This is a genomic window from Micromonospora arida, assembly GCF_003857035.1.
Taxonomy (GTDB): Bacteria; Actinomycetota; Actinomycetes; order Mycobacteriales; family Micromonosporaceae; genus Micromonospora; species Micromonospora arida.
This window is the reverse complement of the sequence record NZ_QGSY01000340.1, coordinates 54,582-68,206: the sequence shown is the minus strand read 5'-3', so window position 1 is coordinate 68,206 and position 13,625 is coordinate 54,582. Positions and strand designations below refer to the sequence as shown.

The following is a 13,625-nucleotide window of genomic DNA, read 5'->3' as shown; positions in this document are numbered from 1 at the left end:
GTCGACTGCCTGCCGCCGCCGGCCGCCAGCCGACTGCCTGCGCCCCGCCGACGGCCAGCCGACGTCGCGGCGGCCTGGCTGGACCACCCAACGACGCGACTCAGCCCGCCGGCCAACAGTGGCCGACGGGCTGACGGTGTGCCGGGTGATCAGCGACCGGCGGGCTTGAGACCGAGTGGCTTACCGAGCAGCGAGTCGCGGCGCAGGGCGAGCCGGTCGGCGACCGTGCCGAGCGCCTGAGCGGCCGGGGACTCCGGCTCGGCCAGCACGATCGGGTTGCCGGCGTCGCCGGCCTCGCGGACCCGGGTGTCCAGTGGGATCTGACCGAGCAGCGGCACCTGGGCGCCGATGGTCCGGCTCAGAGACTCGGCCACAGCCTCACCCCCGCCAGCGCCGAAGATCTCCATCCGGGAGCCGTCCGGCAGCTCCAGCCAGGACATGTTCTCGATGACGCCGACCACCCGCTGGTGGGTCTGCAGGGCGATCGCCCCGGCCCGCTCCGCCACCTCGGCGGCGGCGGTCTGCGGGGTGGTGACGATCAGGATCTCCGAGTTGGGCAGCAACTGGGCCAGCGAGATGGCCACGTCACCCGTGCCCGGCGGCAGGTCGAGCAGGAGCACGTCCAGGTCGCCCCAGTAGACGTCGGCCAGGAACTGCTGCAGTGCCCGGTGCAGCATCGGGCCGCGCCACACGACTGCGGCGTTGCCGGACGTGAACATGCCGATGGAGATCACCTTCACGCCGTGCGACTGCGGCGGCATGATCATGTCCTCGACCCGGGTGGGCCGGGCCTCCGTGCCGAGCATCCGGGGCACCGAGTGGCCGTAGATGTCGGCGTCGACGACCCCGACGGAGAGCCCACGGGCGGCGAGCGCCGCCGCCAGGTTGACAGTGACGCTGGACTTGCCGACGCCACCCTTGCCGCTGGCCACCGCGTACACGCGGGTGCGCGAGCCGGGCTGGGCGAACGGGATGACGGGCTCCTCGGTGGCGCCGCCGCCACGCAGCTGCGACTGCAACGACTGCCGCTGCTCGGGGGTCATCACGCCAAAGTCGATCTCGACGCCGGTGACGCCGGGCACCGCGGCGACGGCGGCGGTGATGTCCGTACGCAGCTTGTCCTTCAGCGGGCAGCCGGCGACGGTGAGCAGCAGCTCGACGCGGACGACGCCGCTGGCACCGATCGTGGCGGAGCGGACCATGCCCAGCTCGGTGATGGGCCGGCGGATCTCCGGGTCGTTGACGGTGGCCAGGGCGGCCTGGATCGCGTCCTCGACGGTGCTCACGGGTGCTGACATGCCCGCAATGCTACGTCGCGGGGCATCCGTTGCCGCCGCTGCCCGGGGCGGTGTGAGCCAATCGATGACCCGTCGGTCAGCTCTCTGACCGGCGCGGGCCGGTGCCGTCCGGCCGGGCGTCACGGGTGAAGTCGCCGTCCAGGTCGTCGCGGGGTTCTTCCAGTCCGACGCCGTCGGTCGGCCGCTGGCCACGCCGCTCCTGCCGGCTGTCCTTCTCCTGCTGGCGGCGCTCCAGTCGTTGCCGGCGTTGCCCCACCTCGTCCAGCTCCTCGGCCAGCCGGGCCAGCTCGGAGCGGAGGAAGTCGCGGGTGGCGACCTCACCCAGCGCGATCCGCAGGGCCGCGATCTCCCGGGCCAGGTACTCGGTGTCCGCCTTCTGCGCGGTGGCTCTCCGCCGGTCCTCCTCCAAGGCCACGCGGTCCCGGTCGGCCTGCCGGTTCTGGGCCAGCAGGATCAGCGGCGCCGCGTAGCTGGCCTGCAACGACAGCACCAGGGTCAGGAACGTGAAGGTGTACGGGTCGAAGCGCAGGTCCGCCGGGGCCAACGTGTTCCAGACGAACCAGATCGCGATCACCACGGTCATGACGACGATGAAGTTCGCGGTGCCCATGCCCCGGGCGATGCCCTCGGACCACCGACCGAACGCCTCCGCGTCGAACCTGGGCAGCTTGATGCCCCGGGGCTCGCGTGGCTGGTCGAGACGCTCCGTCCGCCGCTGGTCAGCCATCCGTGCCGTCCAGCGTGGGGTCGGTGGTGCCCGAGGCGGTCAGGGCGTCGCGGTCCCGCCAGTCCCGGGGCAGCGAGTGGTCCAGCACGTCGTCCACCGTCACGGCGCCGACCAGCCGGTTGTTCCGGTCGATCACCGGCATGGCAACCAGGTCGTAGGTGGCCATCCGGCGGGTGATCTCCGGCAGCGGAGTGGTGGGGCGCAGCGGGTCGATGTCGTTGACCACCACCTTGCCCAGCAGGTCGGCCGGGGGTTCGCGCAGCAGCGCCTGGAAGTGCACCATGCCCAGGTAGCGGCCGGTCGGCGTGTTCTGCGGTGCCCGGGTCACGAAGACCTGCGCGGCGACGGCGGGGGAGAGCTGTGGCTCCCGGATCCGGGCGAGCGCCTCGGCGACGGTGGCGTCCGGCGGCAGGATGACCGGCTCCGAGGTCATCACACTGCCCGCCGTGCCCGGGGTGTACTTCAGCAGCTGACGTACCGGGTCGGCCTCGTCGGGCTCCATCAGGTCCAGCAGCACGTCCTGCTCGGGTGGGGGCAGCTCGTTGAGCAGGTCCGCGGCGTCGTCCGGGTCCATCTCCTCCAGGATGTCGGCGGCCCGCTCCCGGTCGAGGGCGGCGAGGATCTCCACCTGGTCGTGCTCCGGCAGCTCGCTGAGCACGTCGGCCAGCCGCTCGTCGTCCAGCGCGGCCGCGACCTCGTTGCGCCGCGCGTCGGGCAGATCCTGCAACGCGTTTGCCAGGTCGGCGGGGCGCATGTCCTCCAACACCGCGAGCAGGTTCGCCGTACCCCGGTTGTCGGCGATGCCGCTGAGCCCGCGCACCCGGTCCCACTCGACCTGGTGCAGGTGGCCGCGGCGGCTGAGTCGACCGGTCTGCTCGCGTACGGCGACGCGGGTCAGCGACCACTCGCCGCCCCGGCTGCACTCCATCGCGACGTCCACGACGGCGCCGGGCTGGCCGCCCGGGTCGAGCTGTACGCGTCGGTCCAGCAGTTCCTGGAGCACCAGCAGCTCGTTCGGGCGCTTCTCGAACCGGCGCAGGTTGAGGGTGCCGGAGCCCAGCACGACGGCGTCCACGTCGATGGACGTGATCCGGTTGATGGACAGGAAGATCCGACGGCGCATCGGCATCTCGGCGACGAGGCCCACCACCTCCGGGGGCCGTTTGGTCGCCCGCAGCCGTGCCACGGCGTCACGAACCCGCCCCACCTGGTCACCGTTCGGGTCGAAGACGGCGACTCCGGCGAGACGGGCGATGTAGACCCGGGTCGGCGTGCTCACGGGCACCAGCCTAAGCGCCTAGTGTTTATCAACATGTCGACCTTGGCCTACGAGATCGTGGACGTCTTCACCGACCGCCCCTTCGCCGGCAACCCGCTGGCCGTGGTGTTCGGCGCGGAGGCGCTGGCCACCGAGCAGATGCAGGCGCTCGCACTGGAGTTCAACCTGTCCGAGACGGTGTTCGTGCTGCCACCGACCCAGGTCGGCGTCACCTACCGGGCCCGGATCTTCACCCCGGTGGAGGAGTTGCCGTTCGCCGGGCACCCGAGCGTCGGCGCGGCGGTCACCGCCAGCAGGCGGGGCATGTTCGGTGTGGGGCAGGTCACCCAGGAGTGCCGGGCCGGGGTGCTGCCGATCGAGGTGACCGCGTCGGGGGCGACGCTGACCGGGGGCACGCCGACTCTCGGGCCGGAGTTGGACCCGGAGCCGTTGCTGGAGATCGCCGGGTTGGCCGACGGCGACCACATCGGGCCCGCCCCACGGGTCGCCGGCTGCGGGCTGGAGTTCCCGTACCTGCCGGTGCGTCCGGAGTCGGTGGCCCGCGCCCGGGTGGACCCGGCGGCGGCGCAGCGGTACGGGGTGTCGCACGTCAGCGTCTTCTCCTGGGACGCCGCCGCGCAAACCGCGCACGCCCGGGTCTTCGTGCCGGGGGTCGGCGTTCCGGAGGACCCGGCGACCGGTTCGGCGGCGCTCGGCCTCGGTGTCTGGCTGGTGGCGAGTGGTCTGCTGCCCGGCGAGGGGCGGTCGGAGTACGCGGTCCGTCAGGGCGCGGAGATGAACCGTCCGTCCGCGTTGGCCTGCACCGTCACCGCGGCGAACGGGGTGGCGGTCGGCGCGACGGTCGCCGGCCAGGTGGTGCCGGTGGCCCGCGGCGAGATCGCCGTGCCGCCGTTCGTGGGCTGAGCGGAGGGGTCGATGCGGGAGGATGCGGGTGTGACGGACGAGGACGCCCCCGGGGGCACCCCACTGGTCGACGAGGCGATGAAGAAGGCCGCCGTGGCCTGGGTCAGCGTTGCGGGCGGGCCGGCGCTCGCGCTCTGGTGCGCCCCGCTGGAGGGCGCGCTGCTGGTGGTCAGCGGGCCGGGCGAGCAGGCCGCACCGGGTCTGGCCGACGCGACCGAGGCCCAGGTCACCCTGCGCGGCGACCACGGAGGTCGGATCGTCACCTGGCCGGCCCGGGTGAGCCGGTTGCAGCCGGGCACCGAGGCGTGGGACGTCACCGCGCCGCTGGTGGCGGCGAAGCGCCTCAACGCGCCCGGTCCGAGCGCTGACCTGGTGGCCCGATGGGCTGCCGACGGATGCGCGGTGAACCGCCTCGCCCCGGCCGGTACGCCGCTGGCCGGAGCGGAGTTGCCGGCCGACGCGCAGGCCGAGCCACCCCGGGCGACTCCGGCGGTCCGGGCCACCCGTAAGCCGTTCCGCCTGCACCGGGTCCGCCGCCGCTGATCGGTTGATCAGCCGGCCCGACCACCGACACCCGCCACGGCGGCGTCGGCGTCGACGAGGGCGAGCACCTCGCCCAGGGTGCCGAGCGTGGGGCCGCGCCAGTCCCGGTCGGCGTTGAACACCATGTGCGTGGCCAGGTCCGGTGCGGCGAGCCGGACGGCGGTCATCCCGGCCCGCTCGGCGCCGGTCAACTCCTGGCTGCCGCCGTCACCGACGTAGAGGCAGTCGCCCGGCGCGAGCCCGAGCCGCCGGCAGGCCGTCAGGTAGAGGGTCGGATCCGGTTTGCACCGCCCGACCTGCACCGAGAAGACCCGTACGTCGAGCAGGGGGGCGACCGCGAGCTGCGGCAGGAAGGCCGGCAGTTCGTGCGTACAGTCGCTGATCACGCCGGTGCGCAGGCCGCGCTGGCGCAGAGCCGCCAGCACCGGCACCGCGTCGGCCCGCAGCCAGGTGTCGGCGCGGACCGCCCGGTGCCGGGACGCCACCGCTGCCCGTACCGCGTGGTCGCTGGGGTGTACGCCGGCCTGGGCGCACACCCAGCGCAGGGTCGCCTCCGCGTCGCCGAGCCGGCCGGTGGCCCGCTCGTAGTAGGTGCGGTTCAGCACCTCGGTCAGGATCTCGGTGGGACACCCGAGCAGCTCGGCGGTGCCGACGTGCGCGACACCGCGTTGTACCGAACGGGTCAGGGTGCCGAAGAAGTCGAACAGCACCGCCTGGTAGCTGGGCATGGGGGAGCGCCTCCGGGCGGTCGAGGGGTCGCCGGCGCGAACCTGCGTGATCGTAACGGAGCGATGACCCTCCGTGTCGACCGTCATACGTGTGAGGATTACGTCCCGTGCCCCCTCCTCCGCCCCGGCCGTCCCTGGATCCGCTGACCACCGGCGCGGTCGGGCTGGCCGTGGTCGCCGTGTCGTCGTCCGCGCCGCTGATCGCGTACGCCGCCGCCCCGGCGCTGGCCATCGCGTTCTGGCGCAACCTGCTCGCGGTGGCCGTGCTGAGCCCCTTCGCGCTGGTCCGACGCCGCGCCGAGTTCCGCAGGCTGACCGTCGGCGCGGGCCGGCGGGAGGGACTGTTCTGCGTCCTGTCCGGGGTCGCCCTGGCCGGGCACTTCGCGACCTGGGTGCCGAGCGCGCAGCTCACCTCGGTCGCCACGTCCACCGCCCTGGTCGCCACCCAACCGGTCTGGCAGGGGCTGATCGCGCGTGCCCAGGGGCGTCCGCTGCCCCGGGTGGTGTGGATCGGCATCGCGGTGGCGGTCGGCGGCGCGGCGGTCGCCACCGGAGTGGACGTGGGGGTTTCCGGCCGGGCCGTCCTCGGCGACGTGCTGGCGCTGATCGGCGCCATGTTCGCCGCCGTCTACACCGCCTTCGGGGAACGGGCCCGGGTCAGCATCAGCACCACCACCTACACCACCATCTGCTACGGAATCTGCGCGCTGATCCTGCTGTCTCTGTGCCTGGTCGGCGGCGTACGGCTGACCGGCTTCGACGGGCGTACCTGGCTGGCCATCCTGGCCCTGGTGGCCGGCGCCCAACTGCTCGGGCACTCGATGTTCAACTACGCGCTGAGGAAGATCCCGGCGACCACGGTGAGCGTGCTGATCCTGCTGGAGGCGCCCGGCGCGGCCCTGCTCGGCTGGGCCTGGCTGGGTCAGCTACCCCGCCCGTACGCGCTGCTCGGCATGGCGTTGCTGCTGACCGGCGTGGCGGTGGTGGTGCTCGGCGGCGGTCGGGCCGCTCGCCGAGCGGCGCCCAGCGCGCTGCCGACCGACCCGATTCCGCTGGACGGCTGACGGCCGTCACAGGTACGCGGCGAAGTGATCCGCGACCAGGTCGGTCAGCTGGTCACCGTCGAGGCTGCCGTCCACCTGGAAAACCCGGACGCCCAGCCGCTCAGACTGCGCCACTGAGTCCGCCGCTACCAGTTCGTCCCTCGCCCACCTGTTGCGGAGGGCCCGTTCGGGGTCGCTGACGCTCGCTACGGCGACGCTGGCACGTGGCAGCCGGGTGATCTGCTGGGCGCGGAACTCGGCAGTGGGCACCAGCACCACCATCTGCCGTACCGATTCGACGATCGGCGCCACCAACTCCGGTCGCAGCCCCCACCCTTCGGCCACCACCCGGCGGCCGGGTACCAGTGCGCTGAGGTCGTCGAGCACCCACGCGAAGCGGCGGGGGAAATGTGCCAGCGTCTCAGCAGCCATTCGGGTTGGCACGGTGCGGACCCAGGTCGTTTCCGGATCTGGGCCGGCCGGAGGTTCGCCGCGCCGGACCCGGTCGGCGATACGTCGGTCGTCGTGCCCTCGGGCGTCGTGCCGGTCGTAGAGGTACGCAGTCAGGCCGAACCGCAGGGCCAGGTTGACGGCGACGGTCGACTTGCCGGCCCACTGCCCGCCGCCGATCCAGAGGGCTCGGCGCGCGGTGGCTGTCCCATCGAAATCCATGCCTCGATGGTGGTTGTCGGCCACTTCAAGATCAAGTCTTGTTCTCGCCCGCCACCCCGTGATGAAGTGAGGGAAGACGCATCTGGTAAAGGTCGATTCCACCCTGAGGGCGACCACCGCCGCCGAAGGTCAGGCCTCGTGCACCTCGATGACCCGGGTCGTCGGCGCGGCTTCGCCGAGGGCGGTACGCAGGGCCGCCCGGTCCGGGTCGGCGAGGAACGACTCGTAGCCGGCCCGCCCGTCGAACCGGATCACGTGCACCTCGGCCTGCCCGTCGGTGCCGCGCAGTCGCCGCTCCAGCCGGCCGCCGTGCCGTTCGAGCAGGGTCAGCACGGCGTCCTCGTAGCGCTGCCCGGCGGCCTCGGCCCCGACGGCGAACTCGACGATCGCGACGAGTGTCAGCACACCGGCCCGGTCAGTCATCGAGACCGACGGCCTTGGCACTCGCCGCCCACAGCCGGGCGGCGAGCTGCGGATCGGCCGCCTTGCGGAGCGGTCGACGCGGCCGACGGTCGACGTAGTAACCCCCGTTGATCAGCCGGGAGCGCTCCTGCTTGGCCAACCAGACCAGGGTCTCGGCGCCCTTCTCCGGGCTGCGGAACGGCATGAACCGCATGCCGAACGCGACCAGCCTGCTGTCGTTGGCGAACCGGGTGCGGACCACCCCGGGGTGGAAGCTGTACGCGGCAACGTCCGGCCAGCGCCGGGCGGCCTCGGCGGTGAACAGGATGTTCGCCTGCTTGCTGGTGCCGTACGCGCCCATCGGCCGGTAGTTCCGCAGTGGCTTGTTCAGGTCGTCCGGGTCGAGTGCGCCGAAGCGGTGCGCGCCGGAGGCGGTCACCACGACCCGGCCCACCCGGTCGGCGAGCAGGTTGGTCAGCAGGAACGGGGCCAGGTGGTTGGCCTGGATCGACATCTCGAAGCCGTCGACAGTGCTCAGTGGTTGCAGCGCGATCGCGCCGGCGTTGTTGGCGAGCACGTCGATCCGGTCGTACGTGGCCCGGAGCTGCTCGGCCAGCCGGCGTACGTCGTCGAGGATCGCGAAGTCGGCCCGGAACAGCTCCGGACGTTCACCGGAGTTCTCCCGTACCCGTTCGGCTGCGGCCTGGAGGCGGGCCGGGTCCCGCCCGACCAGCACCACCTGGTCGCCCCGGCAGGCCAGGTGCACGGCGGCGGCCAGCCCGATGCCGGAGCTGGCCCCGGTCACCACCACCAGTCGGCGCCCAGTGAGATCTTCCACAGGTCCATTCACCCCGGTCATGGCGCGAGGTTACCGTGGCGTCACAACGCCCTTTGGGATCGTTAAGGTTTCGGATCTGTCGTCAGGTTGGCGTCGGCATGCCCGCCGGACGCTGGAAGGAGCACATCCATGGCCGCAGTCGGTCGCCCCCGCAGGTCCTGCCTCGCCGTGCCGGGTTCCAGCGTGAAGATGCTCGGCAAGGCCCAGGGCCTCCCGGCCGACCAGGTCTTCCTCGACCTGGAGGACGCCGTCGCCCCACTGGCCAAGCCGGACGCGCGCAAGAACATCGTGGCCGCCCTCAACGAGGGTGACTGGGCCGGCAAGACCCGGGTGGTCCGGGTCAACGACCTGACCACCCCGTGGACCTACCGGGATGTCATCGAGGTCGTCGAGGGCGCCGGTGCCAACCTGGACTGCATCATGCTGCCGAAGGTGCAGACCGCCGCCCAGGTGCAGTGGCTGGACCTGACGCTCACCCAGATCGAGAAGACGATCGGCCTGGAGGTCGGTCGGATCGGCATCGAGGCGCAGATCGAGAACGCCGCGGGTCTGGTCAACGTGGACGCCATCGCCGCCGCCTCGCCGCGCGTGGAGACCATCATCTTCGGCCCGGCCGACTTCATGGCGTCGATCAACATGAAGTCGATGGTGGTCGGCGGCCTGATCCCGGACTACCCGGGCGACCCGTACCACTACATCCTGATGCGGATCCTGATGGCCGCGCGGATGCACGACAAGCAGGCCATCGACGGCCCGTTCCTGCAGATCCGCGACGTCGACGGGTTCCGCGAGGTGGCCAAGCGCTCGGCCGCGCTGGGCTTCGACGGCAAGTGGGTGCTGCACCCGGGCCAGATCGACGCCGCCAACGAGGTCTACCAGCCGGCGCAGGCCGACTACGACCACGCCGAGCTGATCCTCGACGCGTACGAGCACTACACCTCGGAGGCCGGCGGCCGGCTCGGCGCCGTGATGCTCGGCGACGAGATGATCGACGAAGCGTCCCGCAAGATGGCGCTGGTGGTCGCGGCCAAGGGCCGGGCCGCCGGGATGAGCCGTACCTCGTCGTTCACCCCACCGTCGGAGTGACCGGCCGGGCCGGGACGACCGCCGCCGGCTGTCGGTCCGGCCCGACAATCGGCGGTACGCCGGCCCGCCCGCGCGCCGGTCAGTAGCTGCTGCTGCTGTTGTCGCTCGTCGCGATCGCGTAGATGATCGCGGCGGCGTAGATGGCGATCACCAGCACCAGGAACCCGGTGAGAATCCAGCCGACGATGATGGCGGCCTTCGCCATCCCCGCCCCGCCCTCGCCGCTGAGCCGGATCTGCTTCTGCGCCACGTGGCCGAGGATCGCGCCGATCGGCGCGGTGATGCAGGACGTGAAACCGATCAGGGCCAGCACGAACGCCGCGATGGCCATCCCGTTGGTCTTCGGGGGCTGCGGGTAGCCGTAGCCGGGGTACTGCGGCGGGTAACCGGGCGGGGCGTAACCGGGCGGGGCGTATCCGGGCATCGGCTGGGCCGCTGACTGCTTCGCGCCGGCGTACGGGTCGACCGGTGCGTACGCACCGGGGGCGTACGGGTCGACCGGGCCAGATTGCGCGGGCACCGGCTGACCGGCCACCAGGGTCGGGTCCGGTGCGGGGCTCGACGGCTGGGCCGACCACGTGGGATCGCTCCAGTTGCCGGGCGGCGGGGGATTGGTCATGCGAACTCTCCGTCGGGTTGGGGTGCGGAGACAGGGTAGCCAGCGCCGCCCAAACCCGACGCCCCTGCTTCCGGGTGCCGCGTTGCTCGGGCCGGTCGTAACGGGCAGGATCCCTGACATGGCATACGACGCGCGCGCCGCGGACCGCTCCGGCAGTCGACCCCGACGGGACGTCAGCCGCCCGGGCGCTGCCCGGCGCGCACGGACGGCCGCCCCGGCGGGCAGTCCCGGCCCCGACGAGCCGGTCGCGCTCACCGACCCGGTCACCATGCGCCTCGACGGGCGGGTCGCCCTGGTCACCGGGGCGGGCAGCCCGGACGGCATCGGTTATGCCACCGCCCGGCGACTCGCCGACCTGGGCGCGCGGGTGGCCATCGTCTCCACCACCCGACGCATCCACGAGCGGGCGACCGAGCTGGGGGTGACCGGCTTCGTCGCGGACCTGACCGACGAGTCCGAGGTCGGCGCGCTGGCCGATGCGGTCGCCGAGCAGTTGGGCGACGTCGAGGTGCTTGTCAACAACGCCGGCCTGGCCAGTCGCGCCAGCCAGGGGGTGCTGCGGCCGGTAGCGCAGCTGACCTACGACGAGTGGCGCGGCGAGATCGACCGCAACCTCTCCACCGCGTTCCTGTGCAGCCGGGCGTTCATCGGGGGGATGGCCGAGCGGGGTTGGGGTCGCATCGTCAACCTGGCGGCCACGGCCGGCCCGGTCAACGCCCTGCCCACCGAGGCCGCGTACGCCGCGGCGAAGGCCGGGGTCGTCGGGCTGACCCGGGCTCTGGCCATGGAGATGATCGCCGACGGGGTGACCGTCAACGCGGTGGCACCGGGCACCATCTACACCGCGGCGTCCACCATGGCCGAGATCAAGCAGGGATTGGGCACCCCGGTGGGGCGACCGGGCACGCCGGACGAGGTCGCCGCGGCGATCAGCTTCCTCTGCTCGCCGGCTGCCTCGTACATCACCGGGCAGATGCTGGTGGTGGACGGCGGCAACAGCGTCCGCGAGGCCCGCTTCCGCTGACGGTGCCGGTCCGCACCGGCCCGTTCGTCAGTAGCTGCCGCTGTCGCCGGTGTTGCTGAAGGCCACCAGCGCCAGCCAGCCACAGCAGGCCAGCACGGTGAGCCCGGTGAAGACGTAGCCAAGGATCAGCCCCCAGGTCGCGAGCTGGTCGCCCTCCTCGCCGTTGGTGCGGATCTGCCGCTTGGCCACGTGGCCGAGGACGACGCCGGCCGGCGGAAAGACGAAGGCGAACACCAGTGACAGGATCGCCAGCACGTTGGTGCCCCGACCCGGCCCGGACGGCGGTGGGCCGTACTGGCCGTAGGGGCCCTGCGGGGGGTACGGCGGTTGCTGGCTCCAGTGCGCCGACTGCTGCGGCCCCTGGTGGCCGTACGGCGACGGTTCGCCCGCCGGCGGTCCGTACGGTGAGCGTTCCGCTGGCAGTTCGTACGCCGGCTGGTCCGGCTGCGGCGCGGACGGCGGCTGACCGGCCGGCGGTGGCGCGTACGGCGACTGGTCCTTCGGTGGCTCGTAGGGTGACGGCGGCGGCTCGTCCTCGGGCGGTCCCGACGGCGGCGGGTAGCTCACAGCTGTCCTCCTCCTGCCGGTGCCGGAAAAGTCCCTCTTGCCGGACGCTACCCGCAGCGGTGAACCTTTTCACAGCGGTTGTGTGGACTGGTCACCTTGGCCTCGTCGACCCGAGGGGCCGATACTGACCCAGCGTTCAGTTACCCATGAGTAGTGCGCTGATCCTCGGAGGCTGAGATGGCTCGACTCGCCCAGACGCCCGGCCTGACCGATGTGCAGCAGTCGATCCTGGAGACCGTTCGGGACTTCGCCGACAAGGAGATCATCCCGCACGCGCAGCGGCTGGAGCACGCCGACGAATACCCCACCGACATCCTCGACGGCATGCGCGAGATGGGGCTGTTCGGCCTCACCATCGACGAGGAGTACGGCGGGCTCGGCGAGTCGCTGCTCACCTACGCGCTGGTGGTGGAGCAGCTGTCCCGGGGCTGGATGTCGATCTCTGGCATCGTCAACACCCACTTCATCGTGGCGTACCTGATCTCCCAGCACGGCTCCGCCGAGCAGAAGGCCCGGCTGCTGCCGAAGATGGCCACCGGCGAGGTGCGCGGCGCGTTCTCCATGTCCGAGCCCGAGACCGGCTCCGACGTCTCCGCGATCAAGTCCAGGGCCGTTCGCGACGGCGACCGTTACGTGCTCAACGGGCAGAAGATGTGGCTCACCAACGGGGCGTACTCCTCGGTGGTGGCCACCCTGGTCAAGACCGACACCGGCGCGGAGTCGGTGTACGGCAACATGAGCACCTTCCTGCTGGAGAAGGAGCCGGGCTTCGGCGAGACCGCCCCCGGGCTGACCATCCCCGGCAAGATCGAGAAGATGGGCTACAAGGGCGTCGAGACCACCGAGATGGTCCTCGACGGCGTGACAGTCCCCGACTCCGCGATCCTCGGTGGCGCCGACCAGGTCGGCCGCGGCTTCTACCAGATGATGGACGGCATCGAGGTGGGCCGGGTCAACGTGGCCGCCCGTGCCTGCGGCATCTCCATCCGCGCCTTCGAGTTGGCCGTGCAGTACGCCCAGCAGCGCAAGACCTTTGGTCAGCCTCTGGCCAAGCACCAGGCGATCGCCTTCAAGCTCGCCGAGATGGGCACGAAGATCGAGGCCGCGCACGCCCTCATGGTCAACGCCGCCCGGCTCAAGGACGCCGGCCAGCGCAACGACGTGGAGGCCGGGATGGCCAAGCTGCTCGCCTCGGAATACTGCGCCGAGGTCGTCCAGGAGGCGTTCCGCATTCACGGCGGCTACGGCTACTCCAAGGAGTACGAGATCGAGCGGCTGATGCGGGAGGCCCCGTTCCTGCTCATCGGCGAGGGCACCTCAGAGATCCAGAAGACCATCATCTCCCGCGGTCTCCTCAAGGAGTACAAGCTCTAAATTCCACGCCCTGCACCCTCGCGATCTTGCACTTTCGGTTGCCCGATTGACCCTTGTGTCGGTTATGCCGGGACAGTAAGTGCAAGATCGCGGGGGTGGGTGGGTCAGGGCAGGCGGGTCAGGTTGGCGGCGGCGCGTTCGACGATGAGGCAGCGGTCCTCGACGTAGTCCATGCCGGCCCCCTCGGCGATCCGCCGCGCCTCGGCCGAGACGATGCCCAGTTGCAGCCAGACCGCGGGGGCACCGATCGCCGCCGCGTCCCGGACCACCTGCACGGCGTCGGCCGCCGGTCGGAACACGTCCACCAGGTCGACGGGGTGCGGAATGTCGGCGAGGGTCCGGTAGGCCCGCTCCCCGAACAGTTCGTCGACGGTCGGGTTGACCGGGATGATGCGCCAGCCGTACTGCTGCATCTGCAACGGCACGCCGTGCGCGGCCTTGAACGGGTCGCGGGACGCGCCCACGACGGCGATCACGGCGGAGTCGGCGAGGATCTGCTGAGCGGTACGCACCCGCCGACTG

General features: G+C 71.8%; 16 protein-coding genes. 6 read left to right on the top strand and 10 right to left on the bottom strand.

The window, feature by feature from the left end; genetic code table 11:
• Nucleotides 1-149 precede the first annotated feature (149 nt).
• The 3 genes from DLJ58_RS33515 to DLJ58_RS33505 all read right to left on the bottom strand — a co-directional run bounded on the left by DLJ58_RS33515 (nucleotide 150) and on the right by DLJ58_RS33505 (nucleotide 3,304).
• Nucleotides 150-1,298, bottom strand: a complete 1,149-nt coding sequence (locus tag DLJ58_RS33515) for an Mrp/NBP35 family ATP-binding protein (protein ID WP_124863099.1) — start codon at nucleotides 1,296-1,298, stop codon at nucleotides 150-152.
• Between the two features lie 76 nt (nucleotides 1,299-1,374).
• Nucleotides 1,375-2,025, bottom strand: a complete 651-nt coding sequence (locus DLJ58_RS33510) for a DUF1003 domain-containing protein (protein WP_124863096.1) — start codon at nucleotides 2,023-2,025, stop codon at nucleotides 1,375-1,377.
• Nucleotides 2,018-3,304, bottom strand: coding sequence for a magnesium transporter MgtE N-terminal domain-containing protein (locus DLJ58_RS33505; protein ID WP_124863093.1), 1,287 nt, complete (start codon nucleotides 3,302-3,304; stop codon nucleotides 2,018-2,020). The genes DLJ58_RS33510 and DLJ58_RS33505 overlap by 8 nt, the downstream gene beginning before the upstream one ends.
• Before the next feature lie 33 nt (nucleotides 3,305-3,337).
• Between DLJ58_RS33505 and DLJ58_RS33500 the strand changes: the two genes are divergently transcribed.
• Nucleotides 3,338-4,207 carry a PhzF family phenazine biosynthesis protein gene (locus DLJ58_RS33500; RefSeq protein ID WP_124863090.1) on the top strand — a complete coding sequence of 290 codons (870 nt, stop codon included), beginning with the start codon at nucleotides 3,338-3,340 and terminating at the stop codon, nucleotides 4,205-4,207.
• Nucleotides 4,208-4,219: 12 nt separating this feature from the next.
• Nucleotides 4,220-4,750: a hypothetical protein gene (locus DLJ58_RS33495; RefSeq protein WP_124863086.1), complete on the top strand. Its 531-nt coding sequence runs from the start codon at nucleotides 4,220-4,222 to the stop codon at nucleotides 4,748-4,750.
• A gap of 8 nt (nucleotides 4,751-4,758) precedes the next feature.
• On the opposite strand, the gene DLJ58_RS33490 is transcribed toward DLJ58_RS33495, so the two are convergent.
• A complete protein-coding gene (locus DLJ58_RS33490) occupies nucleotides 4,759-5,478 on the bottom strand; it encodes an HAD family hydrolase (RefSeq protein ID WP_124863083.1) in 720 nt (239 codons plus the stop codon).
• A 107-nt stretch (nucleotides 5,479-5,585) separates the two neighbouring features.
• Here DLJ58_RS33490 and DLJ58_RS33485 point away from each other — a divergent pair, with 107 nt between their 5' ends.
• Complete coding sequence (locus DLJ58_RS33485) at nucleotides 5,586-6,542, top strand: DMT family transporter (protein ID WP_124863080.1); 957 nt, start codon at nucleotides 5,586-5,588, stop codon at nucleotides 6,540-6,542.
• A 6-nt stretch (nucleotides 6,543-6,548) separates the two neighbouring features.
• Here DLJ58_RS33485 and DLJ58_RS34815 read toward each other — a convergent pair whose 3' ends face one another.
• The 3 genes from DLJ58_RS34815 to DLJ58_RS33470 form a co-directional block, all read right to left on the bottom strand.
• Nucleotides 6,549-7,193, bottom strand: coding sequence for a hypothetical protein (locus DLJ58_RS34815; protein ID WP_124863077.1), 645 nt, complete (start codon nucleotides 7,191-7,193; stop codon nucleotides 6,549-6,551).
• Nucleotides 7,194-7,322: 129 nt separating this feature from the next.
• Nucleotides 7,323-7,616: a hypothetical protein gene (locus tag DLJ58_RS33475; protein WP_124863074.1), complete on the bottom strand. Its 294-nt coding sequence runs from the start codon at nucleotides 7,614-7,616 to the stop codon at nucleotides 7,323-7,325.
• A complete protein-coding gene (locus tag DLJ58_RS33470; protein ID WP_124863114.1) occupies nucleotides 7,609-8,433 on the bottom strand; it encodes an SDR family NAD(P)-dependent oxidoreductase in 825 nt (274 codons plus the stop codon). Before DLJ58_RS33470 ends, DLJ58_RS33475 begins: the two co-directional genes overlap by 8 nt.
• 129 nt (nucleotides 8,434-8,562) lie before the next feature.
• On the opposite strand from DLJ58_RS33470, the gene DLJ58_RS33465 reads away from it, so the two are divergent.
• Nucleotides 8,563-9,519 (top strand): HpcH/HpaI aldolase/citrate lyase family protein, encoded by a 957-nt coding sequence (locus DLJ58_RS33465; protein WP_124863071.1) that lies wholly within the window; start codon nucleotides 8,563-8,565, stop codon nucleotides 9,517-9,519.
• A gap of 79 nt (nucleotides 9,520-9,598) precedes the next feature.
• Here the strand turns inward: DLJ58_RS33465 and DLJ58_RS33460 are convergent, their stop codons facing one another.
• On the bottom strand, nucleotides 9,599-10,138 hold the full coding sequence (locus tag DLJ58_RS33460; protein ID WP_124863067.1) for a DUF4190 domain-containing protein: 540 nt from the start codon (nucleotides 10,136-10,138) through the stop codon (nucleotides 9,599-9,601).
• 118 nt (nucleotides 10,139-10,256) lie between these two features.
• Between DLJ58_RS33460 and DLJ58_RS33455 the strand changes: the two genes are divergently transcribed.
• On the top strand, nucleotides 10,257-11,162 hold the full coding sequence (locus DLJ58_RS33455; protein WP_091394758.1) for an SDR family NAD(P)-dependent oxidoreductase: 906 nt from the start codon (nucleotides 10,257-10,259) through the stop codon (nucleotides 11,160-11,162).
• 27 nt (nucleotides 11,163-11,189) lie between these two features.
• On the opposite strand, the gene DLJ58_RS33450 is transcribed toward DLJ58_RS33455, so the two are convergent.
• Nucleotides 11,190-11,729, bottom strand: a complete 540-nt coding sequence (locus tag DLJ58_RS33450; RefSeq protein ID WP_208741489.1) for a DUF4190 domain-containing protein — start codon at nucleotides 11,727-11,729, stop codon at nucleotides 11,190-11,192.
• A 177-nt stretch (nucleotides 11,730-11,906) separates the two neighbouring features.
• On the opposite strand from DLJ58_RS33450, the gene DLJ58_RS33445 reads away from it, so the two are divergent.
• Nucleotides 11,907-13,103 carry an acyl-CoA dehydrogenase family protein gene (locus tag DLJ58_RS33445; protein ID WP_124863063.1) on the top strand — a complete coding sequence of 399 codons (1,197 nt, stop codon included), beginning with the start codon at nucleotides 11,907-11,909 and terminating at the stop codon, nucleotides 13,101-13,103.
• Between the two features lie 104 nt (nucleotides 13,104-13,207).
• On the opposite strand, the gene DLJ58_RS33440 is transcribed toward DLJ58_RS33445, so the two are convergent.
• Complete coding sequence (locus DLJ58_RS33440) at nucleotides 13,208-13,615, bottom strand: CoA-binding protein (protein WP_124863060.1); 408 nt, start codon at nucleotides 13,613-13,615, stop codon at nucleotides 13,208-13,210.
• Nucleotides 13,616-13,625: the final 10 nt, after the last annotated feature.